27 protein-coding genes and 1 tRNA gene are annotated in these 24,408 nt (G+C 53.8%); 10 read left to right on the top strand and 18 right to left on the bottom strand.

From position 1 onward, the window contains the following. Nucleotides 1-46 precede the first annotated feature (46 nt). From CMUST_RS05485 to CMUST_RS05475, 3 genes are read left to right on the top strand one after another with little or no spacing between them, the layout of a single operon-like run. On the top strand, nucleotides 47-805 hold the full coding sequence (locus tag CMUST_RS05485; protein WP_047261666.1) for a LamB/YcsF family protein: 759 nt from the start codon (nucleotides 47-49) through the stop codon (nucleotides 803-805). Next, nucleotides 789-1,448, top strand: coding sequence for a 5-oxoprolinase subunit B family protein (locus CMUST_RS05480; protein WP_083987424.1), 660 nt, complete (start codon nucleotides 789-791; stop codon nucleotides 1,446-1,448). Before CMUST_RS05485 ends, CMUST_RS05480 begins: the two co-directional genes overlap by 17 nt. After that, nucleotides 1,445-2,389 carry a 5-oxoprolinase subunit C family protein gene (locus CMUST_RS05475; protein WP_407921995.1) on the top strand — a complete coding sequence of 315 codons (945 nt, stop codon included), beginning with the start codon at nucleotides 1,445-1,447 and terminating at the stop codon, nucleotides 2,387-2,389. Before CMUST_RS05480 ends, CMUST_RS05475 begins: the two co-directional genes overlap by 4 nt. Nucleotide 2,390: 1 nt before the next feature. Here the strand turns inward: CMUST_RS05475 and CMUST_RS05470 are convergent, their stop codons facing one another. After that, nucleotides 2,391-3,125: a LysR family transcriptional regulator substrate-binding protein gene (locus tag CMUST_RS05470; RefSeq protein ID WP_047261665.1), complete on the bottom strand. Its 735-nt coding sequence runs from the start codon at nucleotides 3,123-3,125 to the stop codon at nucleotides 2,391-2,393. Between CMUST_RS05470 and CMUST_RS05465 the strand changes: the two genes are divergently transcribed. Then, entirely contained in the window at nucleotides 3,124-3,531 is a 408-nt protein-coding gene (locus tag CMUST_RS05465; RefSeq protein ID WP_047261664.1) for a DUF5997 family protein, read from the top strand. The two genes, CMUST_RS05470 and CMUST_RS05465, sit on opposite strands and share 2 nt — an antisense overlap. Nucleotides 3,532-3,644: 113 nt before the next feature. Here CMUST_RS05465 and CMUST_RS05460 read toward each other — a convergent pair whose 3' ends face one another. Together CMUST_RS05460 and pabB are read right to left on the bottom strand one after the other, a co-directional pair. Continuing rightward, on the bottom strand, nucleotides 3,645-4,436 hold the full coding sequence (locus tag CMUST_RS05460; RefSeq protein ID WP_052844547.1) for an aminotransferase class IV: 792 nt from the start codon (nucleotides 4,434-4,436) through the stop codon (nucleotides 3,645-3,647). Then, nucleotides 4,433-6,514, bottom strand: a complete 2,082-nt coding sequence (gene pabB / locus CMUST_RS05455) for an aminodeoxychorismate synthase component I (RefSeq protein WP_047261663.1) — start codon at nucleotides 6,512-6,514, stop codon at nucleotides 4,433-4,435. Before pabB ends, CMUST_RS05460 begins: the two co-directional genes overlap by 4 nt. A 128-nt stretch (nucleotides 6,515-6,642) precedes the next feature. Between pabB and CMUST_RS05450 the strand changes: the two genes are divergently transcribed. Both CMUST_RS05450 and CMUST_RS05445 read left to right on the top strand, forming a co-directional pair. After that, nucleotides 6,643-7,284 carry a TetR/AcrR family transcriptional regulator gene (locus CMUST_RS05450; protein WP_052844546.1) on the top strand — a complete coding sequence of 214 codons (642 nt, stop codon included), beginning with the start codon at nucleotides 6,643-6,645 and terminating at the stop codon, nucleotides 7,282-7,284. 5 nt (nucleotides 7,285-7,289) lie between these two features. After that, on the top strand, nucleotides 7,290-8,906 hold the full coding sequence (locus tag CMUST_RS05445; protein WP_047261662.1) for an MDR family MFS transporter: 1,617 nt from the start codon (nucleotides 7,290-7,292) through the stop codon (nucleotides 8,904-8,906). A 67-nt stretch (nucleotides 8,907-8,973) separates the two neighbouring features. Here CMUST_RS05445 and glyA read toward each other — a convergent pair whose 3' ends face one another. Beyond that, on the bottom strand, nucleotides 8,974-10,257 hold the full coding sequence (gene glyA, locus CMUST_RS05440) for a serine hydroxymethyltransferase (RefSeq protein ID WP_047261661.1): 1,284 nt from the start codon (nucleotides 10,255-10,257) through the stop codon (nucleotides 8,974-8,976). A 256-nt stretch (nucleotides 10,258-10,513) separates the two neighbouring features. Here glyA and coaA point away from each other — a divergent pair, with 256 nt between their 5' ends. Beyond that, the gene (coaA, locus tag CMUST_RS05435; RefSeq protein ID WP_047263407.1) at nucleotides 10,514-11,440 is read left to right on the top strand and encodes a type I pantothenate kinase; all 927 of its coding nucleotides are present in this window, start codon (nucleotides 10,514-10,516) and stop codon (nucleotides 11,438-11,440) included. Here the strand turns inward: coaA and CMUST_RS05430 are convergent. The 5 genes from CMUST_RS05430 to mca form a co-directional block, all read right to left on the bottom strand. Further along, nucleotides 11,437-11,901 (bottom strand): hypothetical protein, encoded by a 465-nt coding sequence (locus CMUST_RS05430; protein ID WP_047261660.1) that lies wholly within the window; start codon nucleotides 11,899-11,901, stop codon nucleotides 11,437-11,439. The two genes, coaA and CMUST_RS05430, sit on opposite strands and share 4 nt — an antisense overlap. A gap of 142 nt (nucleotides 11,902-12,043) precedes the next feature. After that, nucleotides 12,044-12,553: a flavodoxin domain-containing protein gene (locus CMUST_RS05425; protein WP_047261659.1), complete on the bottom strand. Its 510-nt coding sequence runs from the start codon at nucleotides 12,551-12,553 to the stop codon at nucleotides 12,044-12,046. 32 nt (nucleotides 12,554-12,585) lie between these two features. Beyond that, entirely contained in the window at nucleotides 12,586-13,368 is a 783-nt protein-coding gene (locus CMUST_RS05420) for an isoprenyl transferase (protein WP_169748507.1), read from the bottom strand. A gap of 52 nt (nucleotides 13,369-13,420) precedes the next feature. Further along, nucleotides 13,421-13,729, bottom strand: a complete 309-nt coding sequence (locus CMUST_RS05415) for a hypothetical protein (RefSeq protein WP_144414264.1) — start codon at nucleotides 13,727-13,729, stop codon at nucleotides 13,421-13,423. A 202-nt stretch (nucleotides 13,730-13,931) separates the two neighbouring features. Then, the gene (gene mca, locus CMUST_RS05410) at nucleotides 13,932-14,795 is read right to left on the bottom strand and encodes a mycothiol conjugate amidase Mca (protein ID WP_047261657.1); all 864 of its coding nucleotides are present in this window, start codon (nucleotides 14,793-14,795) and stop codon (nucleotides 13,932-13,934) included. Between the two features lie 241 nt (nucleotides 14,796-15,036). On the opposite strand from mca, the gene CMUST_RS05405 reads away from it, so the two are divergent. The 3 genes from CMUST_RS05405 (at nucleotide 15,037) to CMUST_RS05395 (ending at nucleotide 16,681) form a co-directional block, all read left to right on the top strand. Next, a complete protein-coding gene (locus CMUST_RS05405) occupies nucleotides 15,037-15,462 on the top strand; it encodes a DUF4307 domain-containing protein (RefSeq protein WP_047261656.1) in 426 nt (141 codons plus the stop codon). 139 nt (nucleotides 15,463-15,601) lie between these two features. Beyond that, a complete protein-coding gene (gene greA, locus CMUST_RS05400) occupies nucleotides 15,602-16,123 on the top strand; it encodes a transcription elongation factor GreA (protein WP_047261655.1) in 522 nt (173 codons plus the stop codon). Nucleotides 16,124-16,156: 33 nt separating this feature from the next. Continuing rightward, nucleotides 16,157-16,681 carry a hypothetical protein gene (locus tag CMUST_RS05395; RefSeq protein WP_144414130.1) on the top strand — a complete coding sequence of 175 codons (525 nt, stop codon included), beginning with the start codon at nucleotides 16,157-16,159 and terminating at the stop codon, nucleotides 16,679-16,681. Between the two features lie 119 nt (nucleotides 16,682-16,800). On the opposite strand, the gene CMUST_RS05390 is transcribed toward CMUST_RS05395, so the two are convergent. The 9 genes from CMUST_RS05390 to CMUST_RS05350 form a co-directional block, all read right to left on the bottom strand. Then, nucleotides 16,801-17,613, bottom strand: a complete 813-nt coding sequence (locus CMUST_RS05390) for a Bax inhibitor-1/YccA family protein (protein ID WP_047261653.1) — start codon at nucleotides 17,611-17,613, stop codon at nucleotides 16,801-16,803. A 155-nt stretch (nucleotides 17,614-17,768) separates the two neighbouring features. Further along, complete coding sequence (locus CMUST_RS05385; RefSeq protein WP_047261652.1) at nucleotides 17,769-18,797, bottom strand: helix-turn-helix domain-containing protein; 1,029 nt, start codon at nucleotides 18,795-18,797, stop codon at nucleotides 17,769-17,771. 253 nt (nucleotides 18,798-19,050) lie between these two features. Continuing rightward, entirely contained in the window at nucleotides 19,051-19,260 is a 210-nt protein-coding gene (locus CMUST_RS05380) for a hypothetical protein (RefSeq protein WP_047261651.1), read from the bottom strand. A gap of 263 nt (nucleotides 19,261-19,523) precedes the next feature. Then, a complete protein-coding gene (locus CMUST_RS15870; protein WP_052844545.1) occupies nucleotides 19,524-20,477 on the bottom strand; it encodes a CbrC family protein in 954 nt (317 codons plus the stop codon). Between the two features lie 17 nt (nucleotides 20,478-20,494). Next, nucleotides 20,495-21,628: a hypothetical protein gene (locus CMUST_RS05370; protein WP_144414129.1), complete on the bottom strand. Its 1,134-nt coding sequence runs from the start codon at nucleotides 21,626-21,628 to the stop codon at nucleotides 20,495-20,497. Nucleotides 21,629-21,900: 272 nt separating this feature from the next. Continuing rightward, nucleotides 21,901-21,977 (bottom strand) — tRNA-Leu (locus tag CMUST_RS05365). A 65-nt stretch (nucleotides 21,978-22,042) separates the two neighbouring features. Continuing rightward, complete coding sequence (locus CMUST_RS05360; protein WP_047261649.1) at nucleotides 22,043-23,044, bottom strand: Ppx/GppA phosphatase family protein; 1,002 nt, start codon at nucleotides 23,042-23,044, stop codon at nucleotides 22,043-22,045. Beyond that, nucleotides 23,045-23,617, bottom strand: coding sequence for a DUF501 domain-containing protein (locus CMUST_RS05355; protein ID WP_047261648.1), 573 nt, complete (start codon nucleotides 23,615-23,617; stop codon nucleotides 23,045-23,047). A gap of 74 nt (nucleotides 23,618-23,691) precedes the next feature. Then, a complete protein-coding gene (locus CMUST_RS05350; protein WP_083987422.1) occupies nucleotides 23,692-24,300 on the bottom strand; it encodes a septum formation initiator family protein in 609 nt (202 codons plus the stop codon). Between the last annotated feature and the right edge of the window lie 108 nt (nucleotides 24,301-24,408).

Here is a 24,408-nt window from a genome sequence, read left to right as displayed (position 1 = left end):
GAATCCCATCATTCGCTCACCCTTAAAAAATTCAAGGAGCGTGCCCATGGCGCAGATTGACCTTAACGCCGATTTAGGAGAAAGCTTCGGCGCGTATACCATCGGAAACGACACCGAGGTGTTAAAGCTGATTACCAGCGCGAATATCGCTTGCGGTTTCCACGCCGGAGACCCCCAGGTGATGCTTGACACCACCGCTCAAGCTATCGCTGGCGGGGTTCGGATCGGAGCCCACCCGGGATACCGTGATTTAAGCGGCTTCGGGCGCCGCACCATGATATATTCGCCGCGAGAACTCACTGCCGAAATTATTTATCAGATTGGGGCGCTCCAAGCTGCGGCAACTGCAAGTGGTGGAACGGTTGAATACGTCAAGCCCCATGGGGCGCTCTATAACACCATCGCCAGTGATAAAACCCAAGCGATGGCCGTAATCGAAGCTATCGCAGCACTTGATCAGTCACTGTCGTTGATGGTGTTAGCCGCCAGTCCTATCGTGGATTGGGCGAGGTCGGCTGGTCTGAGCGTGATTGAAGAAGTATTCGCTGATCGCGCTTATAATCCCGACGGGTCCTTAGTTTCTCGTTCTCTTGCCGGCGCGGTGCATCATGACCCGGAGGTGGCTGCCGCGCAGGCGGTGGCGTTTGCCACAAGGCAACCGATTTCCACAATTGACGGCACCACGATCACGCTGCCAGCTGATTCCTTGTGTGTGCATGGGGATAACCCGCAGGCTTTGGCTTTGATTGATCGTATCCGCACCGAATTGACGGCGGAAGGTGTGAGCATTGGCTCTGGCAATTAGACCACTCGGCGACGCCGCCCTCATCGTTGATGTCACGGCCACCCCGATCGATGCGACTAAGATACTCGACACTGTCATGGAGCTTCATTCCGCCATTATGGAAGCAATCCGCAATGAGCAACTGGTAGGTATTGTTGATATCGTCCCAGCTGCCGAAACAATCGTGGTAACGGTAGACCCGGCCCAGTTAACGCCCACCCAGGCAGCGAAGGTGATTAAGGCTCTTCCGGTTTCGGCCTCTGCTTCAGCGTTGGACCCGATGGTAACCATTGAGATCCCGGTCAGGTATGACGGATTAGATCTGACTGACACAGCGCGTGCTTTAGATGTGACTACAAAGGAACTCATCGCTATCCATACGTCAACCCGGTGGATTGCTGCGTTCGGCGGTTTTGCACCGGGTTTTATGTACCTCACTGCGGCGAATTACCCGTTTCAGGTGCCTAGACGGTCCAGTCCGCGTACTGCCATTCCAGCTGGCTCAGTTGGGTTAGCAGGTAGTTATAGTGCGGTGTATCCGCAGCAATCACCGGGCGGGTGGCAGATTATTGGCACTACCCGCGAGATACTGTGGGATAGTTATCGTGAGCGCCCATCGCTTATTCAGCCAGGCGATGCGGTGCGATTTGTGGAGGAATCATGACTGACATGCATGATGGACAATCATCGGCGATATTGGCACCACCCCGGCACGATTCCCTACCGATTGCGCGGGTGGTACAGGCTGGCCCGTTGGCGTTGTTCCAAGATCGAGGTCGACCGGGATTCGCTGCGATGGGGGTCAGCGCTTCCGGTAGTTTCGACCGGTTGTCGGCGGCGCGGGCTAACCATGCTGTAGGTAATGCTGCTACCGCGCCGGTGATTGAATTACTTATGGGTGGTTTTGTGGTGGAATTCTTGGTGTCCACCAGTGTGATTATTACCGGCACCGATGCCCAGATCATAATCGAGTCCGTTGATGGCCGGGTTCAACGCAGCTATACAAATGTCATCATTGACGTGGTGGCTTCTGACCGGTTACAGGTACTTACACCTGACTATGGTTTGCGTGCTTATCTGGCGGTACGCGGCGGTTTCGATGTCGCGCAAGAATTGGGGTCGGCTGCCAGGGATCAACTCAGTGGTATCGGGCCTGCCCCAATTATGGCTGGTGATGTTTTGTGGTCGTCGCGGGGGTTTATCGAGGAGCTTCAGTGGTGGCCCAGGTTGCGGCAGATTCCGACGTTGTGGCGCAGGGTGCCGCAGGAGGAGTTACACGTTATTCTAGGACCGCGCCATGACTGGTTCAGTGCTGAGACGATCGACAGTTTCTTGAGCCAAGTTTTCACGGTCAGCGCCGATTCCAATCGGGTGGGGGTACGAATGATTCCCACTGCCCCGCTTGCGCGTTCCCGGGCTGGCGAATTGGCGAGTGAGGGCATGGTGCGGGGTGCGATTCAGGTTCCGCCTAATGGGCATCCTGTGGTTTTTGGCCCGGATCATCCAGTAACAGGTGGCTATCCGGTTATCGCGGTGTTAACGTCTCGGGCTTGTGACCGCTGCGCTCAGTTGGCACCGGGGCAAACTGTGCGGTTTAAATTATGATTTATTTTTTGGTGCGGCGTTTTCTAGGTTTTTGCTTGTCGACGCCACCCCGGCGCGCCTTGTTTGACGCGGTCTTAGTTGTGTCTTTGCCGGATTTTCCGGAGCGGGCCGAAGCAGTACGGGCTTTTTTGGCCAGTGCTTTTTCCCGCGCAGTTTTCTTCGGTTGTGCCTGGCGGGAGGAATTAGCGGTTCGGCCTTTGGCGATTCCGACGAAATCTTGAATTGCGTCGTTGTCTTTTTCTTTTCGCCATACCAATGCAATGGTGGTGGCGGTTACATGGGGGTCGGAAAGTTCACGATGCTCCACGAGATTTCCGCTTAAGTTTTTCAACAGTGGTCGTGGGGCGATCACTGCTCCAACCCCGGCGGCAACCACCTGGAGGTGGGTGCGAATCTCGGCTATGGTTTCGCCGGTGAGAATAGCGGTCGCTGGTAGCCGGTAGTGAATGATTTCGTCGGTGATATCAGATTCGGTGAGGGTTTCCAACAGGGTGAGGGTGTGGTCTTTGTTAACAGCCACGCCCAGTTGTTCGTCGTAAAGCGTTACCACGTACATGCTGTCGTCGACGCGAGCGTCGGGTAGTCGTACTAGTCCCAGGTCGGCGGTACCGGCGATGACCGACGCGAGCGGATCGTCGCTGCTTGTCGGGGTTAATCCGCCGTGGCGGGTGCGTTCGGTGAAGCGACCGCACCACTTGTCGGGTTCGGTGCCGGTTACGAAGCTTAAGCTCAACATGGAAGTTAATGCTACCGTTGTTTGTGTGAATGAAGAATCTGTACGCAAGCCATCCGGCACCGCAATGAAGCCCCAAACTGCGGCAAAGAAGCTGGGGATATTTTTGCCAGCCACGCCAGAGGAGTTCCAAGCTAACGCGTTGACCCACGAGGAATTTGTGGCATTGCAGAAGAATCCACCGGAGTGGTTGGTTCAGTTGCGCCGTACTGGGCCGCATCCGCGCCCGGTGGTTGCCCAAAAACTTGGTATCACAATTGCCGCACTCAAGCGCAATGGTATGGATAAGGCACTGACCACCGCTGAGATCAAGGAACTACTGGAAAACCAACCCGATTGGTTGCGTGCCGCCCGCACCGCGTTGGCCGAAAGTCGGACCGGGGATTCGGATGAGACAGTGGAAGAGTAACGCCTGGTTGTACCAGTAATGTGAGCACTTGCCCACCACAAAGGGCGCAACTGACTGTAATAGATATCTAGTAGGTCGCACGGCTATTTTTAACGCCGTGCGCTTTTTAGTTTCTAAAAGGTTCGAATATCGACGGCGTGGTTCGACAATGCGGCATTGAGTCGCCGTACTAATTCCGGTGCGGTGGGTAACCGATGTCGGGTGGAGCCGATGAGTATTTCGGGCACTTCAGTCCAACCGTGGAGCGCGTTTCCGACGATCACCGGGTAGTGGATAAGCTCTTGTGGGCTAAGGCAAGCCTCGGTTGTGGGGAGTAAGTTCTGTGTCAGCTTCCACGTGACCGATTCTAAAACGCCGGTTTCGGCTGCACAGATGGTGCCATCGACGATAACCGCTAACGCCCCAAAGGCCGTTTCGATCGCAGCACCCGCCGGGTTGACTAATAAGGCGTCGTCACAACCGTTTCTGCGAGCGGTAGCATTCAACGCTGTTAGTTCGTCTAAATCCCACCCTTTGATCCGGGGTTTGAGCCGTGGGTCTGGGGTTTCGGGCACCCATAGTGCGGTGTGGCTGCGCTGATTGGGGGCCGTGCGGAGTAGAAACCGAATGTCGTCGGTTTCTGGATAGTATTCCAATCTGGGAAACCACTGCCCTGCTACCGGCATGATGGTTGCAAGCGCTGCGAGGAGCGATACAGTAAAACTTTCGACGTCGCCGGTGTTCAGCAGATAACGAGTAGCAGGAAATTCCGCGTAGATGCTGCGACCGAATCGGTGGCAGTGGCTTTCCACGCTACGGATTCGCCCATCATCCACCAGGAAAGAATCAATGATCCGGGGAGTTACGGCTGGTGGATTCTTAGCTGGAACAAACTGCTCGCTACCTGGGTCTAGATTGAAACTCATTGTGGGAATTCCTGACCGACCAATTTCAATAACGGTGCGGCTTTGGTGATGGTCTCCTGGTATTCTTCTTCCGGGTCGCTTAAAGCCAAAATGGCTCCGCCCACCCCGTATTCCAGCAGGCCATCGCGGATCACGATGGTTCGAATGACCATGGAGAAATCCATGGCACCGTTCAAGCTGAAATAGCCAACCGCGCCGGAATAGATTCCGCGCGGCCCGCCTTCTAATTCCTCAATGATGTCCATCGACCGGTACTTCGGCGCGCCAGTCATGGAGCCGCCGGGGAAGGTGGCGAAAAATACGTCCGCCAGGGTGTTTTCCGGGGCCAATTCGGCGGTGACGGTGCTGACCAATTGATGCACGGTGGCAAAGGATTCCACGACAAACGGTGCTGGGACCATGACCGTTCCAGGCCGTGCGATCCGGGCTAAATCGTTGCGCACCAGATCGACGATCATGAGGTTTTCCGACCGGTCTTTGGGGTTGGTCGCAAGGTCTGCCTTTAGCTGGTTATCGACCACAGGATTTTCGCTGCGTTTCCGGGTTCCCTTGATAGGGCGGGATTCGATAACCCGCTCGGGCGTGACTTTAATAAACCGTTCCGGCGAGCTGGAAAGAATAATCTGGTCGCCGAAATTGAGGAATGCACCGAAAGGGGCGGGGTTAAGGTCCCGGAATTTAAGGTACGTTCCCAGTGGATCACACGAAACAACATTGGCAGTGAGCTGGTTTGTTAAACAAATCTCGTAGCTGTCCCCGGCGCGGATGTACTCCTGGCAGGCGGCTATCTTGGCTAGGTACTCCTGTTTGTTATGCCGGGCGTAAAGCGGTCCGATCGTGATCGGATCGGCCGGGATGGGAACCGGTTGCAGCGTGCGAAGCTGGTCACATATTGCCTGCGCCCACTCATATTGTGCGGCGTTGGCTGCGGTATCGCGTGCTGGCTGCGACATGGTTCCGTCTTCCTGCCCGCTTTCGGTTTCCAGTAAAAACAGGATGTGGGTTTTATTACGGCGATGATCGACCGCGATGACCCGATCGGTGAAGATAAACGACGTGGTGGGATAGTGCTGCACTGCTGAGGCGGAATGACCGCAGATATTTTTGACTTCATAGGAGACGAATCCGACCCAGCCGAGGGTGAAATCAAGGTCGAGATGGTCGACGTCGCGGGTGCAGGCGCTAAACAGTTCCTTCTCGGCGACATACAACGCCCCACTATCACTACCGTCGATGTGTTCGCCGCCAGAATGCGGGCCGGAATTATCGCCGAAGTAGCTTACTTTGCCATCGGGGTGGTTGTTATCGCCAGCATCGAACCAAAAGGTAGCCGTCTTTTCGCGGTATAGGTGGTGAAAGGCCGCAGCGGCATCGACCGCAAAATCGAGGGTTCGGGCTTCGACTTTCCACTGGCACGATTCGCTTGATCCGGGTTTGTCGTCAGTTGGGTCTTCAGCTAGTTCGCCGCCAGCACCAGCAGCATTGGTGACGAAATCTTTGCCTGTATGCTTAGCTGCGAGCCGCAGGAAGTTTTCCAGTAGCCTATGCCCGTCGAAACCGCCGATGGATTCGGGGTGGAATTGTACGCCCCACTGAGGCTTGCTCGCATGGGCGATCGCCATGGTGATGCCGTCGGTAGAACGTGCGGTGATTGTAATGTCGTTCGCGATGGGATCGGCAATAAGCGAGTGGTACCGGACGACGGTCACCGGGTTTTCTATCCCTGCGAATAATCCGGTGCCGTCGTGTTCTACCAGCGAGGTTCGCCCGTGCACGGGTTCCGGTGCCCGGGTGGTGCCGCCGCCCCAGGCGTAATTGATGGCTTGGTGTCCCAGGCAAACGCCCAAAATGGGAACGGTGGTTTCCCGGATAACGTCAAGGGTTTTTCCGATGTCACTGGGGTTATCGACCCGACCGGGCCCCGGTGACAGCACGATGGCATCGAACTTTTCGACGTCCGCAATGTCGTAGTCCGCATCGTAGCTTAAGACAACAGGGCGGGCGCCGATGATGTCTTCAATGTAGGAGACCAGGTTGTAGGTAAATGAATCACGATGATCGATAACGAGGACACGCACCTTTTAGAGGTTAATCCAGGTTCCACCACCCGCGCCATGTGACCGGTTACACGCAGGACGACACAATGCCCTAATTTCACAGGGTGCAATTTTGCACTTAGTGAAATTTCAGAACTATACTCACGTTAATGACGCAACAACAAAAATCTCATCGCGAAACCAAACGCGCCAAAACCTATGCCATTCTTGAAGAAATCTCCACCCGGCTGATCTTAGAAAAAGGCATGTCGCATGTGACCATCGACGAAATTGCCGCCGAAGCCGGAATTTCCAAACGCACGTTTTTCAATTACTTCCCCACCAAAGAAGATGCAATCTTAGGGCCAGCCCCCACCCCGCTGACCAAAGAACATAATGAACAATTCATTGCAGTCGATCACTCCAATCTGACCAAGGCAGCGTTAGAAGTACTGCTAGATATGATCTTTGATCCGGTGCGGCACACATTCAATTCCGTCACTTACACCAGGCGGCATCGCATCTTAGAAGCGGAACCAGAACTCCTCCGACAGCACTTCGCGCGGTTTCACCAAGCTCAAGAACAGGTCGAGCGGCTCATCGAGGAGTATTTGGCCACCCACCCCAACCGGCAACGCACCAAAGCCACCCCCGCAGCGGAAGCGTTGATCGTCACCGGCATTGCGGTATCAGCAATTCGCTCGGCGTACATGCTGACTAAAGCTACGGATCCGATAGAGCCACACGCCTTTAAAGCCGTAGCACGTGATGTATTAGCCGATTCCACCACAATTCTTCAATCGAAAGCATAACAATCATGACACTTATAAAACAGAAATCTGCAAAACATAAACCCGAAGTAGGTAGGCATACCACTTCTATGACGCCCGAGGAGCAAAAACGCGCCTGGTGGGTACTAGGTGCGCTCATGGTGAGCATGTTATTAGCAAGCCTCGACCAGATGATCTTCTCCACCGCGCTGCCGACCATCGTCGGCGAACTCGGCGGGGTCGACCACATGATGTGGGTTATCACCGCCTATCTTTTAGCCGAAACCATCATGCTGCCGATCTATGGAAAATTAGGCGACATACTAGGCCGGAAGAATCTTTTCATCGCAGCTTTGGGGATTTTCTTGCTAGGTTCGGTTATCGGCGGCATGGCTGATTCCATGACGCTTTTGATTACCGGCCGCGCGGTCCAAGGCATTGGCGCAGGCGGCATGATGATTTTATCCCAGGCGATTATCGCCGACATCATTCCGGCACGGGACCGCGGCCGCTATATGGGTGTGATGGGCGGCGTATTCGGGCTCTCCTCCGTCCTCGGGCCGCTACTCGGCGGCTGGTTTACCGAAGGCGTCGGCTGGCGCTGGGCATTTTGGATGAATCTGCCGTTAGGTATCATCGCGATCGCCGTGGCCGCTGTCGTCATTCGGATTCCCCGCCCTGCGAAAGCGGCAGTTAATTGGGATTACCTCGGTACGTTCTTCATGATTATCCCCACCGTTTCGTTGATTCTGGTTAGCACCTGGGGCGGCTCGCAATATGCGTGGACCGATCCGGTGATTCTTGGGCTTATCGCCAGCACAGTTATTGCCGGCACCGTCCTCGTGATCGTGGAACGACGCGCCGCCGATCCGCTGATTCCGCTGGATTTCTTCGCCAACCGGAATTTCGCGCTGACCACCGGCGCCGGCTTGGTATTGGGAATCGCTATGTTCGGCGTTTTAGGGTACTTACCCACCTACATCCAAATGGTGGAGGGGATCTCCGCCACCAATGCTGGATTCATGATGATCCCCATGATGGTTGGCATGTTAGGGTTTTCCATCTGGTCGGGAAATCGCATCACCGCCACCGGCCGCTACCGCCACTTCCCTATCATCGGCATGTCGATCACCATCGGCGCGCTGATGCTATTGCACGGATTAACGGTGGATACGCCGTTATGGCAGATCGGGCTGTATTTGTTTATTTTGGGTGCCGGGTTGGGCCTATGCATGCAGGTGCTGGTTCTGATTGTGCAAAACTCGTTGCCGCTAGAGGTAGTTGGTTCAGCCACAGCGGTCAATAATTTCTTCCGCCAAATCGGTGCCTCACTGGGTGCCGCCTTGGTTGGTGGTGTGTTCGTGGGCAATCTCTCCACCCTGTTAGAACAGCGGCTGCCTGCGGCGGTGGCGTCGTTAAGCGAAGCAGAGCGCACAGCGATCGGTGCCGGTTCCTTCGACGCGAACCACATGACCCCAGCGTTGGTGCAAAATCTCCCCACCCCGCTTCACGATGCTTTCGTCGGCGCCTATAACGACGCCTTGACCCCGGTGTTTTTGCTGCTGATCCCACTGGTGGCGCTAAGCCTGATTTTGGTTAGTTTTGTCACCCATACCCCACTGCGCACCACAGCGCGGTTAAGCGGCGATCATACGACCGACTAGAAAACCCAAAAATCCACCCTCATGTCTTTTGCGCTAACTGCTGGTATGAGGGTGGATTTTATTTACATTAAGAAAGCTTCCAGTCCTCTAAACCGTCGTAAAGCGGGAATTGCTCCGCCAATGCGGTTACCCGATCACGTAGCGTTGCCACATCAGTCTTACCGGTGAGCGCCTCAGCAATGATATCGGCAACCTGGCTGAACGCTTCCGCGTCGAAACCGCGGGTAGCCAACGCTGGGGTTCCGATACGCAGGCCCGAGGTGACCATTGGCGGACGAGGATCAAACGGAACCGAATTGCGGTTAACGGTGATACCTACCTCGTGCATGAGGTCTTCTGCCTGCTGCCCATCCAGCTTGGAGTTGCGCAGATCCACCAAAACCAAGTGCACATCGGTGCCGCCGGTCAACACATCGACGCCCGCTGCGGCGCAATCAGCCGCAGTCAACCGCTCGGCGATAATCTTCGCACCTTCAATGGTGCGCGCCTGGCGCTCCTTGAATTCTTCAGTGCCCGCAATCTTCATGGCCACGGCTTTAGCCGCAACCGCGTGCATCAGCGGACCACCCTGCTGACCTGGGAAGACCGCCGAGTTGAGTGGCTTAGCATACTCCTGCTTCGCCAAAATCATGCCGGAACGCGGACCACCCAAGGTCTTGTGAACCGTGGTGGAGACAACATCAGCATATGGCACTGGGCTTGGGTGCAGACCAGCTGCCACCAGACCAGCGAAGTGAGCCATATCGACCCACAACTTCGCACCCACCTCATCGGCGATGGCGCGAAACGCCTCGAAATCCTGGTGGCGTGGGTAGGCTGACCAACCGGCGATCAGCACCTGCGGGCGTTGCGCCAAGGCCTGTTCGCGCACCTTATCCATATCCACCCGGAATGTAGTGGGATCAACCTCGTAAGCTGCAACTTCATACAATTTCCCGGAGAAATTCAAGTGCATGCCGTGAGTGAGGTGACCACCATGTGCAAGCGACAATCCCATGATTTTATCGCCTGGGTTAGCCAGTGCCATGAGAACCGCAGCGTTTGCCTGCGCACCAGCATGCGGCTGAACGTTAGCAAATTCCGCGCCGAAAAGTTCTTTTGCCCGGTTACGTGCCAAATCTTCTACAACGTCGGCGTGCTCGCAGCCACCGTAGTAGCGGCGTCCGGGGTAGCCTTCGGCGTATTTATTGGTGAAAACCGATCCCTGTGCCTGCAACACAGCACGAGGCACGAAGTTTTCCGAAGCGATCATTTCCAAAGTATTGCGCTGGCGGGAAAGCTCGCCCGCGATTGCACCTGCGACTTCTGGATCAAGCTGCGCAAGTGGCTGATACCTGATGTCATTCGTCATTCTTTATGGCCCGCAAACCTTTCATCACTGTTGAGCCCCTGGTCCACCACCAGAGTTGTACCCAACAGGTAGTCTAACCCACAAGATGATTTTTACAGTATCGCCGCTAAAACAATCCCACATTCAATACGGGTTAATGCTGCGGCGTTGCACCGTTAGCTTTTCGACGCCCGCCGCAACCTATCAGCAAATATACAGCTGCCGTATGCCCCACTGAACTTTGGTCAAGGTAGGTGTTCTTGGCACAATGGTGAACATGGCCCGCCCCAATGACTCCAGCCCCTACCTGGATTTCGACCGCTCCGCCTGGCGAGAACTCCGTAAGTCCTTTCCCCAGGTGCTCACCGAAGAAGACTTGGAAAAACTCCGGGGCATTGGCGAAAACATTGACCTTGAAGAGGTCGCAGAAGTATATTTGCCACTCAGCCGTCTGATCCATCTTCAGGTTCAGGCGCGCCAGGAACTAACCGCCGCCACCGAAACATTCTTAGGCGAACGCGCCCAACATGTCCCCTTTGTCATTGGGGTCGCGGGTTCCGTAGCCGTTGGCAAATCCACCACCGCACGCCTATTGCAGGTACTACTACAGCGGTGGCCCAGCCATCCGCATGTTGATCTGATTACTACCGACGGATTCCTCTACCCGGCAGCGGAATTACATCGCCGAGGAATCATGAAGCGCAAAGGGTATCCAGAAAGCTACGATCAGCGGGCGCTGCTTCGGTTTGTCACCGACGTGAAATCTGGCAAACCGGATGTGAAAGCACCGGTGTATTCCCACACCCTTTATGATCGGGTGCCGGGGGAATTTATCACCGTCAACCGGCCCGACATCCTCATCGTCGAAGGCCTCAATGTCTTACAAACCGGCCCTACCCTGGTGGTTTCCGATTTATTCGATTTCTCCGTTTATGTCGACGCAAAAACCGACGATATTGAACGATGGTATATTGAACGCTTCCTACAACTGCGCTCCACCGTGTTCCGCGCTCCTGACGCGCACTTTTCCCACTACGCGGAATTGCCAGATAGCGCAGCAATCCGTGAGGCTCGCGATATCTGGCAAACGATTAATCTTCCAAACCTGGTGGAAAATATTTTACCCACCCGAGTACGTGCATCACTTGTGCTAACAAAGCGCGGTGATCACAGTATCCACCGGGTGAGGATGCGAAAAATTTAATCCGCGTGTGGCTTCTCCGGTTTGTTAAACGCATCGCTGGAAAGCGATAGCGCAGCACCGATGGCACGCTGTGCATCGGAGTATTCTTCATAGGAGATCTCTGAGATTGAACAGGGCAAAGTTGCTGCATCCGTTCCTGCCGCAATGGCATCTGCGTGCCGGTCCTTGCATGCCTGTGCCTGTTCCGCAGTAGTCGGACCATAGCGGAATGCGTCACGCTGGCGGTCTGTTAACCCCGGAACAAACTTCGACAAGATACGAAACACCGTATGGTAGGAAAATACTCCCTGCTCTCGGTCGAAATCTGTCAGTAGATTACCAAGCACAGCCGAGCTTCCAAGTTGCGAGGAACCAGTGGCAGTTGCCTCGGAGGCTGGCTGCTCTGCAGCTTTAGCGGTCGGTACGCCTTGAATGAGCGTGACACTCAGTGCCAAAGTCACTATTGTTTTTGCGAGTTTCATCGTGGTTTTCCTTAGAAATTTTGGTCGCTGGAAAATATGTATGTGTATCAAGAAAAATCCGCCCACCTTCAGCGGAAAGTTCTTATGTTTTTTAATACGACACCTGCGTCCACACCAACTCGCACTACCCCCTACCCCACGGCTAGCGTCGGGTAGCCCACTCAACAATTGGCGCTAACTGCGCGAAATCCATGGTTCTGGTGTCAACGTTGTAGCTATCGACGATATTTTGTTCGCCCTGGTTGCGCTTTGGCTTAAACCGAAGTGCAGTCACAATCGAGGTCATAATCGCTTTATGCTTCGCCTGCATAGTTGAGTAAATGAGATCCCCACTGAGATAAAAACGGGCGCATTCTGCGGGAACCAGTTCTAGCAGTTGATCTTTCTCTTCAGCCACGTCGATGGGAGTCATCCCCACCGCCACCGCTGCCAGTGGACGTGGCGCCGATGCACGTGCATGCAATTCCGAGACGCAAGTTGCCGCTGGTATTTTTGGTCCGTGCACGTAGCTTAGAACCACAACTGGTTCACCGTCGTCAGGTACTGGGATAGAAAGATCATACGCCTCTGTGCCTAGCAATTCCGCTAGGCGTTCGGCATAGTGGCGGGTGGAAGAGTATGCCGACTTATATCTGATGTACACAGTGGCCATTTATCAGTTAGCCTTCCATAAACAAATACGCATCACTTACCAAAACGTCTTGATCGCTTTGAATATTCCCGCAAGGCACGCAGGAAGTCGAGGCGTCGAAAAGCAGGCCAGTACGTGTCGGTAAACCAAATCTCTGAATAAGCCGCCTGCCACAATAAAAAGCCTGATAACCGCTGTTCACCGGAGGTACGGATAACCAAATCCGGATCGGGTTGGCCGGAAGTATATAAATGTGAGGAGATGGACTCGACACTGATTTTGTCCACCATCTCCTCAGCACTCGTACCGCTGGCTGCCTCGGTGGCGATCAATTCCCGCACCGCGTCGACAATCTCCTGTCGTCCCCCATATCCAACCGCAACATTCACCGCCACCCCAGTGTTATTCGCGGTTAATTCCGCCGAGGCGACCAGGCGGTGCGCGATGTGTTCCGGTAGCAGATCTAAATGCCCCACCAAGCGCACCCGACAATTACTTTCTGGGGAGGAAATCTCGTCAACAACATCGCAAATGATGTCAAGAAGAAGTTGTAATTCGTCGTGTTCCCGGCCAAGATTTTCTGTGGATAGCAAGTAAATTGTCACCAGTTCCACATCGGTGTCTGCACACCAAGAAACCATTTCACCAATCTTCTTCGCCCCCACCCGGTGTCCATGACTTACGTCAATAAAACCAGCTTCCCTGGCCCACCTGCGATTGCCGTCGCACATTATCGCCACGTGATTTGGTTGTTTTGCCCCGGAAATTTCCCGCAATAATCGGCGTTCATAAAGGGGGTAGAGCAATGTTGGTATCACGACATTCGGTTTCTTCACGAACCGCACTCTCCTCTACCTAATAACCAAAACTTTTTGCCATCCTAAGCGGCTAGAACCAGCTCTTTTTCCGCTGATCCAAGACACCAGCCTCCGCCATTGCTGCGTCAAGTTTTTCCTGATCGAATGGGTCTATTCCATGAGCCTCGGCAAACATGCGCCGCCGGTTCATGCGGCTATAACGGCGGTGAAACGCCCATCCGATAAACAACACCGCCACCACAAGGGCGATCAAGACGAACCAACCTACCGGAGAGGCCTTGCCAAATTCACTACCCACCGGACCAGGTCCCTGCTGAGCCAGAAAAACTACCGTTTGTACAGCCGATGCCTTAAGTGCCAGTGATGGAACAATCACCATGACCTCCATAAATTGATTCACTCGAGAGCACTATTTCGCGCTCTCACCCGTTATCAGTGTAGTCCGCAGCCCATGCCGACAGCTAACTTCAGTAGCTAACACCGCGAGAAAAATCGCCGCACACACTACCCATAATATTTGTCGGAAAACCAACCCAAACCGCTACACCTTTAGAAGCACAGAATCTGAACTTAGGAACCGATTATTCCAATCCAGCCAGCAGGCTATCCTCAGGCAACGAAGTACGCACTCTGGTTTTAGCTAATTCAAATTCTTCCGTGGGCCACAACCGCTGCTGAACCTCAATCGGTGTACCGAAGAACGTACCGGCCGGATCAATCTGGGTTGCGTGCGCCCGCAAAGCATCATCGCGTTGCGGGAAGTATTCGGAACATTCCACCTGTGTGGTCACCCGCAGCATGATGTCGCCTTTATGTGCTTTCCATCGATCCAAGATCTCTGTGTAAGGGCTGGGCTTTCCTTCGTCGATAAGCAAATTGTGGAAAAGCCCCAACCGCTGCCGGATAAACCCATGCGAATAATACAGTTTCTTAGGCTCCCAGGCGGCACCCAGCTCCGGGTGGTAGTCGGGATTCCCCGCGTCCTCCCAAGCACGCATTGAGACTTCATGGACTTTAAGATGATCAGGATGTGGATAACCACCATTTTCGTCGTAAGTGATAATGACATGCGGCTGAAACTCGCGAATGGTTTCCACCACTTTCGCGGTCACCTCGTCAGTATCCGCCAATGCGAAACTACCCTCCGGCAGCGGCGGTAGTGGATCCCCCTCCGGTAGACCAGAATCGACGTAACCCAACCACTTGTGCTCCACCCCAAGGGCTGCAACAGCGTTTGCCATTTCCTGCTCGCGCACGGCTTTGATGTTTTCTAAAACACCCGGTTTATCCATCGCTGGATTGAGAATGTCGCCTCGTTCCCCACCAGTACACGTAAGCACCATGACGCGATGCCCCTCAGCAACATAGCGCGCCATAGTGGCTGCGCCTTTGCTCGATTCATCGTCGGGGTGGGCGTGAATAGCAAGAATACGCAAACCGGTCACGGATCTCGTTCCTTCTTTCTGGTGAAAATATGCAACTGCCCGCCCAGATGTATTTGTTTGGCGGCAGTCTCCGCGTAAAAACTTCTCTTAACTGTACTGTCTTAACAACCTCAGATAGTAACTGAGAATTATTAGGTAAGATAAGCATGGTTAATTGCCCATAACGACAGCCACTTCGGCTTTAAGTTTGTACCCGGTATGTCATGCTTAAGGCCCAGTACAAGGAGTTTTGACCCGCACTATGTCCAATCGTTCGAGGTATCACGCAACACCGCATCAGTCGGGCACTGGCTGGACTGGCAAGCTCGTGGCTATTTTCACACTCGTTTTAGTTACCTCATTTGGGGTCGCTTTTGCCAAATACCTGCGTACGGTTGAAAACCAGTCGACCAATATCTCCTTTGCCAGTTCCGAGCGTATCGACGACTCCACATTGCGGGTGTGGGCTGACATCAGTCGCAAAGACGTCTCCGTGCCTGCGTATTGCATCGTCACAGCACTCAATTACGACATGGCAGAGGTCGGACGCCGAGAGGTCTACATTCCACCGGGCGGACCGACGCAGCAACGCATTGAAACCGATATTGCTACCCGGGAATTGGCTGTCGCCGGTGGCGCTTATGGGTGCAGTGAGGATATTCCGTTCTATTTGGACACCAGCGGCTAAACACCACCATTGGTGGGTGTGGTAAGATTCCACGTCAATACACAAATTTTATGACCCCTGCATGACAACAACGGTTGTTTTCCTGTCAGGGGTTTCACAATGACTATCAAAGAAGTGAAGAAAAGGCACGAAACTTATCATGGCTGAAAACCAAAAGCAGTACATCACCCCAGAAACCAAAGCAAAGCTGGAAGAAGAGCTTAACGCCCTGATCGCACACCGCCCGGTCGTCGCAGCAGAAATCAACGAGCGCCGCGAAGAAGGCGACCTTAAGGAAAACGCCGGCTACGATGCCGCCCGCGAGATGCAGGATCAGGAAGAAGCCCGCATTAAGCAAATTTCTGAGATTCTTGCTAATTCCACCACTGAACGCGCTGGCATCGTGGAAGGTGTAGCTCATGTTGGTTCGGTGGTGCATGTGTACTACAACGGTGATGAGTCCGATAAAGAAACCTTCCTCATCGGTACCCGCGCCGCAGCATCCGATAACAAGGATCTGGAAACCTATTCTGAGCAGTCGCCACTCGGTGCCGCCATTTTGGGCGCAAGTGAAGGCGAAACTCGGGAATACACCGCCCCAAGCGGCAAGGTGATTACCGTGACGATCGTCTCTGCGGAGCCTTATGATTCCCTCAAGGCCGCAACCTTGCGCAATAACTAACCGTATTTAAATCTTCTAAGGATTTTTACTCCGGTGACTACTTCAGTTAGTGGGTCATCGCTTCGGCGACATGTAGCTGGCGCGATGACCCTTTTCCTTTCCGCAACCCTAGTAGCAAGCTGTACCCCACCCAGCCATCAAGATTCCACCAAGAAGGTGGATACCGCTACCGAATCACCCATGAAGCCCGATTCCTACCTTAAGAATTTGGCTAAGGCCGCGATAGCCACCACCCCACCGATGAAAAACGAACCAGGGGTGATCGACTGCATAGGACCTGCGCAGGTCAAACCAACAGCATTGCATATCACATGCCTTGACGACGCCGACTTTGTTACCCATTTGGTCTGGGAGAAGTGGGATAAAAAAGAAGCAGCGGCCTCCGGCCTTCGGGTTAGCCAGACGACGAAAAAGAAAAAGAAAGTCACGACATACAGTGCTGTGAAGATTACCCTTGCGGATCCTACAGAAACCCCAAGCGGCGTTGTCTTCACCACGATAGAAGTCGATGACGAACCTATAACTGGCGTACCGGATCTGGCCGCACCAAAGTCATAGTCCGATCGAACACGTTTTTTGATAACAAAACTGGCCCGCCACCTGTGTAAATACACAACGGTGGCGGGCCAGTTTAAAAATGCGGCGATAATCGATAATCACCGCAAAAATGTTATGCCTTAGCGCTGCTGGAAGTAGCTGAGCAGGCGGAGAATCTCGGTGTAGAGCCACACGAGGGTGACAGCCAAACCAAGAGCAACACCCCAGGAGTACTTCGCAGGAGCACCCTCGCGGATGAGACGGTCTGCAATGTCAAAGTCCTGCAGGAAGCTCAATGCAGCCAAGACGATGCAAACAAGGGAGAAGATGATTGCGATTGGGCCGCCGTCACGCAGTGGCGCGCCGAAGCCGAGGAAGTACAGCAACATATTGCCCAGTGCCAGAACCAGCACACCAATAATGGCACCGGTCAGGATACGAGTAAAGCGTGGGGTCACCCGGATTGCGCCCGACTTGTACACGAACAACATGCCGACGAACACACCAATGGTGCCTAAGATCGCCTGGCCGATCAAGCTACCAGCATTCTGGTTGCCCACCAGGAAACCGGAGAGGATAAGGGAGATACCGCCCACGAATAGACCCTCAAAAGCGGCATACGCCAGGGTAACTACCTTGGAGCCGTATTTCTTGCCGAAGGTGGAGACCAGCACCATGATGAGACCACCGATGGCGCCCACAGCGGTGAGGATCATTGCCAGTGGTGCACTCACGAAAGCGGCGATGCCGAAGTTAACGAGCGCGCCGACGATGATGACACCGAGTGTGATTCCGGTACTGGTGACCACATCATCCACGGTCATTGGGCGCTCGGACTGAACCGGCGCGGTGTAAGCGCCGTATGGGTCCTGGGCGTTGTTGTAGCCGCCATAGTAGTTTGCGGCTGCTTTTGCCCCAGAGAGTGAATTCAAAACCGGATTGCTGCTACGCATGGTTTCAGGTCACTGTCCTTTCACGTAAAGATTAATGGTGCTCGTGCAATTCACGAGCACTTTATTGTACATATTAAATAACGTTGACGAATTTACTTTAGTTCCCCGATTAATATTGAACAATTGCAGGTTGATACGATTTTGTAACCAAATGCTTATACAGTTGGGATTAATACGTCTTCCGCCGCGCGCCGTGCCTGCTGGCTCAACGGCATGAATGCAGCTTCTGGAACTGCACACATTCCGGCCATCAACACCCGGTCAATAGTGGCATTGGAGTCATTGAAATCAACTGGAACGGGTAGTGCTATTGCCCCCGCAGCTATATCAAGCCGGGTATTGGTTCCCGCCGGGATCGTAACGGTTTCACCACCCGCTAAAAAGCGACAATAACCGGGCGTGGTTACCGTAGCCGCACCCTGATAAATCCACAGCACCAAGTCGTCTTCGGCGCGGGCGAAAGTGGTAAGCGCTGGCGGTTCTGGCGCATCACCAGCTGCCCCCATTCCAATTGTTCCGGCGGTAAAAGCGGCAGGCGTAGCGCCGGTGTGACGCTTGAATGCGCGGGTAAGACTACTCGTTGCATCAAAACCGACCATGGAAGCCACGTTGGTTATGGTGAAATTATGGCTGAGCAATTCGGCAGCCACCGCCACCCGGTGCGCGGCACGCCATTCGCTGAAGCTGTAATCTGTGCTTGCCTGGAATTGCCGCTGCAGGGTACGAGTGCTGACATGCTGTTGCTGGGCAAAGTCTTGGAGTGATCGTTGATCGGCGGGGTTGGCGTGCAGTTGCTTGGCCACCGCCCGCGCTTGCGTAGCAATCGGCAACTTCGGTGATTGCAGGCGGTGGATATTGAAGAGCTTTTCAATATCATCGCTAAGCACCGACTCTCCCAGGAGACTGCGTGAATATTCCGCGATCATGCGGGCGGACCAATCTGAGCCCAAGTGAATACGCCGAGTGGCACCTTCAAGCGAAAGCTGTGGAAACCTGATGGGAATGACAATCCCGGTGGCTTGGGACAGCCCCGCAACCCCTGTAGTGGGAGTAACGAACGCACCATGCGGAGCAACTATTAGGTCGCCCGCCAACACCGACATGACTTTATCTGGCGCGTTAATAGTCGCGGTACCGCTGTGGCACCACAGCAACACTGGTGACATTGAGGGGGCAGTTTCCATTGTTTAACCTTCCACGACGCCGACTCAATTCAGATCGCGTTTAGCATACCCTAACCTAATAGTTTTGGGAATAGTAATGATACAAATTTATCCATGAGCAAACCCCCTAACCTTATTTGTTCTACTCTGTGTCTGCAGGTTAGGGGGTTTGGTCGGCATCTGGAAAATCATGAAGTTTTCGCTTAGCTAGTTCACGTGAGTCCTTATATCGATCTCCTTATACGTAGTGGTGGTTGGGTGAAACGAATGGTTCTTAGCGGTGCCGCACCCGCGTAATATGTCGCGGCGTTGTTCGCGTAAGGCTTCGTAGCGTCCTCACCCCCGCCCCAATCTCGGTGCCTTTCCGCTCTTTCACGTAGTACGAAGAACGATTGTCATAAGGATTCATATCCGAAATGTAGTAGACATCGGCTGCGGAAAGGTCTCGTTCGTTAAAAATTGCGGTCGCGGTCACTGCGTGCATAGTGCGCTCCTTTTTCTGGATCAAATTAGTTTTATCTGTTTTACTCATCAGTTTCGGTTGGAATCTGTATCAACCGGAACTAGTTACATAATCTAAAGATCCATTCTGGATACGACATCCCCTCGCGCTGGCAAGTCGCTGTGAATTGTCAGTATTTTTCATGTACATCGATATTTGCCAGGTCACAGCAGCTTTTCCGTCACAGAAAAATTCCGGCCACTGCCGCCACCAGCATCCCCAGCGCCAGCTCTCTGGCACCATTTTTAGGTGTAATCGACGTAGGCTACATACTCGCCACAGTGGCGGCATTGAAACAGGTATGCGACGAGTGCGCCGTCAGGGTCGATGTACTCTAGATAATCCCGGTCAAAGCCGTTTTCAACTATCGCGTCACATGCGCTCGGTTTATCTTTTAGCTCCTCCCATGTTGGTGTGCCTAGATACATCGCCGCATCTGAGCAATGGCTCAGCCATATCTCCTGCTGCCACGATATAAAACCGGGTGTCCGCAAAGCTACTTCGGCAACGACATCCACCGGGACGTCGGGATCGTCATAATCGCTGAAGGAAGCAGCGAATTTTTCGGCGGCGCTGCCGTCGGCGATGCACCACGGGCAGATATCATCAAGCCCATCGTGGCGGGAATACGGCCTGGTACAGTAGCGCCACCCGGTTCGTTTGTTACAGCAGGGGCACACCGACTCGTAGTTTTCTTGAATGGAGCCGGTCGCCACCGGATCTGGGTGGTAGTTAAAGTGCGGCAGTTCAGATTTCGGTCGCAGACCATCGGGTTTGTGCGGACCCACCAACCAAATTTCCGAATCGATCGGCGCATCCTCCTCGATGCCGCCATGGCCGGATTGCCGCCATAACGTAGGGTCGAAGGTGCCGGTGGCGGCGTCGCCAAGCAAGACAAGTCGATGCGTCCCGCAGATGGCTACCACGGCGCAGACCTCTGGTGCCGTTGTCGTTTCTTTTAATTTCCGCGTGTGGTATGCGATATCTTCCGCCGTTGCTTTTCGACGCTTCCTGTCCGCGCGGTCCACGACAGGAAGGAACCTCCACGTTTTACCAGTTGGCCCCCGAGTGTCGTCGAAAAGCCAACCATTTTCCTGCGCAAGCCGCGACCGCAGCCAATCAGGGAAAACCGCTCCTATGGCCGCTTCGCACGCGCGAATATCTGATTCTGTAGCAGCTGGTGCCGCATTATTCATCATTATTTTTCTTTATCCTTCTATGTTGTCTGGGGTACCACCCCAGCGATCATGCAGTCACGACACAATTGGACATAAAATACCGGTTCATAGCCGCCAGACGCAAAAAGCGCGTCGACGGGAATCTGCGCCAAGTGTTTCATTGTTTTTTCGCAATCGGGGCAGGTCAGATATTGCGCTTCCTGAAGCCATTTCGGATGTCCGCCAATGCTCGGTTCATCCCAACCGGTCGCGTAATTTCGCCACACGGAGGTTGTTTCCACACCACCACCTGTCGAATCTGAGATAGCAATCCATGACACCGCATCGTCTTTTTCAGATTCTTCGTCGCCCACCAGAACATCGCGTGGTTCTTTTACATCATCAATCTGCCACATACCGTCTGGTGCCAACCGAATCCATGCGCGGTGTTCTGCGCCCTCATCCAAATCATAGAAATGACAATTCAGGCAGATAGGAATACAGATGTCATGGTCTAGCGCCAAAAAATCGTGATGCGGCTCCCCTGCCGGAATTGAAAGGCCGTTGAGCAACACCCCGCCACACCGAGGACAGTGATCTGCCAGTAACCCACCGATAACCACTGTATCCGCCGAGACAGTATCGGTTGCAGCTAACCGACGAAACGGAACCAATCGTGGATACACCAAGGTAGTAACCGAACCATCGCTGTGCGGCTGCCAACCTGCCGCATGGGCACAGAGCTGAATATAATCGGGGTGAAAATCCGGCGGCAGCATTTCACCTGCATAGGAGCTCACCACCCGCCGCGCTTTATCATTACCGCACCACCCCAAGTATTCCAGCGTGGATGCATCGGCTTCGGTGAGCGGCTTAGAAAGCCCAGCAATCCACTTTTCTTGCACCGTTTCAGGTACATCTTTTAAAAAGAACTCCGGCCACGAATCCTCGACCACCGCCTTAGCAAACATGTGGGTTGATACGTCAAAAATAGCGGCTATCGTTTCAATCTCTTCCCGGTTGCCCGCCAATAGTTGACCGCTTAAAAACCGCCGCTCCAATTCCGCCCACCGGGCCGCGACCTCAGCGTTGCTGATAGCACCAGCCCGCACCCGGTCACTGCAATCGTGCGGATCTAGCTGGCGCGGTTTGGCAAAAATCCGTGAGAAAATCCCCAGCGTGACCACCTCCAATTAAAAACCATTGATGCACCACTGAGTAATTTTAGGGGCTGTAACCACGCATTATGAGTTGTTTGGGTGAGAAAATTGTGCAACGTTTCACTGCAAGTTTTAAGAACATGAAGTACTAGTTGAGCACAGAAGTAACAACCATCTGAGGTTTTCTCGATGCCAGGATCCCACAATATAAATGTTAGAAATGAAAAAACAGCAGGCACACCGTGGTTGTGGGATAATTTTGCGGTATGTCCTGCTGGATGCTATGAAGTTGTTGGTTACGTTGGTGGTGCCCCCAGTGAGACTCGAACTCACACTGGATTGATTTTAAGTCAACTGCCTCTGCCGATTGGGCTATGGGGGCAACGAGTACCAAGTTTAAACCACTTCGGCGCAAAAGGTGAAATGTTGCCCGTCAAGTGGCTATTTTCACATAACTTCACCGGTGATCGCCGCCGCCCGAATTGCCGCAGCGGCTTCCGAATCGGCAACAAGGTCAGCGATAATGCCATCCAGAATGTCTTTTTCGGATATAACCATGCTCGTTATTCCGGTTTGGTTCTCAATCATGTCGAGAATCCCCTGCACCACCACTGCCCCACCAGCAATCACGTCGGCACGCCCCGGATGTACCACCGGATTCATCCGCCGCTCGGCGGAAGTGATACCGATGAGTTGATTGGTTAAAACTCGTAGGGCATCAAACCGCAACTGGGAATCGTGGATGGCTTTCGGATCATATTCTTCCAATCCCAACGCTAGTGCAGCAATCGTAGTGAAGGTGCCAGCGCAGCCGACAAACGTCTTAGCCTGCGCGATAGGCACAATCAACTGGGTCTGCTCAATGCGTTCGGCGACGTGATCGCGGGCGATCTCTAGCTCAATGTCGGTTGGTGGGTCAGAGCGCATGATCCGTTCAGTCATCCGAACGCAGCCCATTTGTGCGGAATGCGACCCAAGGATTTCGCCGTCGGCATTTCCCACCACAAATTCGGTGGAGCCGCCGCCTAAGTCGATCACGCAGTAAGGGCCAGGTTCGTCCGCCAGATCCGCAACCGCACCGATAAAAGACAATGTGGCTTCTTCTTCACCCGTGATGACTTCTGCCACCGCACCAGGCCGAATAGTTCCGAGTAGTTGAGCGGTCATACGAAAGAATTCATCTTTGTTAGACGCATCCCGGGTCGCGGAGGTAGCCACCATGCGCACATCGGTGACGCGTTCCTGCCGCATAAGTTCGACATATTTCTTTAACACCTCGCGGGTGCGCTCGATTGCCGCGGGATCCAGTTCACCGGTGGCATCAACCCCTTGGCCAAGTCGAACGATTTCCATAAGCCTAAGAATTTCCTTGGTCACGCCATTCTTGTATTCACAGATGAGCAACCGAAGGGAGTTGGTGCCGCAGTCGATGGCAGCAAACCGGGCCATTTAGTTTCCTCCTTGGTTTCCGGGCGCTTCAGCGTTACTGAAATCGAAATCGCTCAAGTTAATTCCGAGTTCTTCGCAGCTGGGCCAATCCGCATCTATTGCGGTGCCACGCAACCCAGCATGATCTGCGGCCATCGCCACCGCTTCGGTGCCTAGCCGGAAATGGCCTGGCCCTTCGGCCAACGCGTAGGCGATGAGGACATGCAGGCATTTCACCCGATCAGGCATACCGCCACCGGAGAAATCAGTACCAAGATCTTCAATGGCGTTTCGTTTATCCAGGAAGTGTTGATGTGCCTTACGGTAGTCCTCCCGCAGTTCTTCATCGGTTTCTAACCGATTGGTCATCCACTTCATCACGTGAGCTACCTCTAACCGGGATGCTTCGGCCGTGAGTCTAGGGTCAGTCAAGTAGTAGAGAGTGGGAAACGGGGTGCCGTCGTCAAGCTTCGGGGCGGTCATCACTACCCCAGGTTCGCCGTCCGGGCAGCGGTAAGAAATTTCCAGCACACCGCGAGGGCTGCGGCCGAGCTGGCGTGCGACGGCTTCTAAATCTGCTTGCGTTACATCCATGCGAAGTATTGTCGCATAAACGTAGATGTTTAGCAGATTGGGCGCTTGTCGACGCCGCAAGCGCAGGCCGACAGTTATTGCGCAGGTGCCCCGACAGGTGGTTCTACAGCTGGAACTTCTGAGCCAGAGGCTTCACGTGGCGTTTCCGGTTCCACCGGCGCGTTAGGGTCTGGCGCCAGCGGTAAGTTTCCGGCTGGCTCCGCTTGGGTTTCTTCAGTTTCCAGTGCTTCTGGCGTGGTGATGGAGTCCCACAAGATATTGAACCATGCGTCACCGGAACCATCATTGGCATGCAGCGATTCACCGGTTTGCCGATTGTTCTCAAGCGCTGGATCAATGATACGGAAAGCGATCTCGCCAGGTTCGATCACGCCCAATCTCATGCGCGCTTGCTCCCGGACGTATTCTTTAGATTGGAATTTATCAATCTCAGCCTCAATGGTTTGTTTCTGCTCCGTCAAATGGCTTATCGACGCATTAAGGCGAGCAATTTCCGCACGTTGTTCCATATAGTTACGCAACGGCACAGTTATCATCACCAAGACGATGATTATGACGAAGATGACGATCGCGAGCGGGCCATAACCTAATCGGATACGCGGCAGCCGAATAGAACGTTCGGTGCCCTCTGCCCGATTCTCCCTACTTTCGATGGGAACGTTTCGCAAGAATTTCTGTGCCATAGGCTTTCAATCTTAACCCCAATTAACGATGCGCTTACACCGCAACACAAAAACGCTGGGTGGTAATGCCATAAGTTGCACTACCACCCAGCGAATATTTTAGTTACG

The sequence above is a fragment of the Corynebacterium mustelae genome (assembly GCF_001020985.1).
GTDB classification, from domain to species: domain Bacteria; phylum Actinomycetota; class Actinomycetes; order Mycobacteriales; family Mycobacteriaceae; genus Corynebacterium; species Corynebacterium mustelae.
The sequence above is the reverse complement of the archived record's forward strand: the minus strand, read 5'-3'. Positions and strand labels throughout refer to the sequence as shown.

Bases quoted from the DNA above. Each gene is read 5' to 3' on its own strand.
- CMUST_RS05380 (WP_047261651.1), bottom strand. From the start codon at position 19,260: ATGCACGCAGTGACCGCGACCGCAATTTTTAACGAACGAGACCTTTCC.
- CMUST_RS05350 (WP_083987422.1), bottom strand. From the start codon at position 24,300: ATGGCACAGAAATTCTTGCGAAACGTTCCCATCGAAAGTAGGGAGAAT.
- glyA (WP_047261661.1), bottom strand. From the start codon at position 10,257: ATGACGAATGACATCAGGTATCAGCCACTTGCGCAGCTTGATCCAGAA.
- CMUST_RS05465 (WP_047261664.1), top strand. From the start codon at position 3,124: ATGGAAGTTAATGCTACCGTTGTTTGTGTGAATGAAGAATCTGTACGC.
- CMUST_RS15870 (WP_052844545.1), bottom strand. From the start codon at position 20,477: ATGATGAATAATGCGGCACCAGCTGCTACAGAATCAGATATTCGCGCG.
- CMUST_RS05385 (WP_047261652.1), bottom strand. From the start codon at position 18,797: ATGGAAACTGCCCCCTCAATGTCACCAGTGTTGCTGTGGTGCCACAGC.
- CMUST_RS05475 (WP_407921995.1), top strand. From the start codon at position 1,445: ATGACTGACATGCATGATGGACAATCATCGGCGATATTGGCACCACCC.
- CMUST_RS05460 (WP_052844547.1), bottom strand. From the start codon at position 4,436: ATGAGTTTCAATCTAGACCCAGGTAGCGAGCAGTTTGTTCCAGCTAAG.
- CMUST_RS05450 (WP_052844546.1), top strand. From the start codon at position 6,643: ATGACGCAACAACAAAAATCTCATCGCGAAACCAAACGCGCCAAAACC.
- CMUST_RS05390 (WP_047261653.1), bottom strand. From the start codon at position 17,613: ATGCGTAGCAGCAATCCGGTTTTGAATTCACTCTCTGGGGCAAAAGCA.
- greA (WP_047261655.1), top strand. From the start codon at position 15,602: ATGGCTGAAAACCAAAAGCAGTACATCACCCCAGAAACCAAAGCAAAG.
- CMUST_RS05405 (WP_047261656.1), top strand. From the start codon at position 15,037: ATGTCCAATCGTTCGAGGTATCACGCAACACCGCATCAGTCGGGCACT.
- CMUST_RS05470 (WP_047261665.1), bottom strand. From the start codon at position 3,125: ATGTTGAGCTTAAGCTTCGTAACCGGCACCGAACCCGACAAGTGGTGC.
- CMUST_RS05360 (WP_047261649.1), bottom strand. From the start codon at position 23,044: ATGGCCCGGTTTGCTGCCATCGACTGCGGCACCAACTCCCTTCGGTTG.
- CMUST_RS05430 (WP_047261660.1), bottom strand. From the start codon at position 11,901: ATGAAACTCGCAAAAACAATAGTGACTTTGGCACTGAGTGTCACGCTC.
- CMUST_RS05425 (WP_047261659.1), bottom strand. From the start codon at position 12,553: ATGGCCACTGTGTACATCAGATATAAGTCGGCATACTCTTCCACCCGC.
- CMUST_RS05415 (WP_144414264.1), bottom strand. From the start codon at position 13,729: ATGGTGATTGTTCCATCACTGGCACTTAAGGCATCGGCTGTACAAACG.
- CMUST_RS05445 (WP_047261662.1), top strand. From the start codon at position 7,290: ATGACACTTATAAAACAGAAATCTGCAAAACATAAACCCGAAGTAGGT.
- coaA (WP_047263407.1), top strand. From the start codon at position 10,514: ATGGCCCGCCCCAATGACTCCAGCCCCTACCTGGATTTCGACCGCTCC.
- CMUST_RS05355 (WP_047261648.1), bottom strand. From the start codon at position 23,617: ATGGATGTAACGCAAGCAGATTTAGAAGCCGTCGCACGCCAGCTCGGC.
- CMUST_RS05485 (WP_047261666.1), top strand. From the start codon at position 47: ATGGCGCAGATTGACCTTAACGCCGATTTAGGAGAAAGCTTCGGCGCG.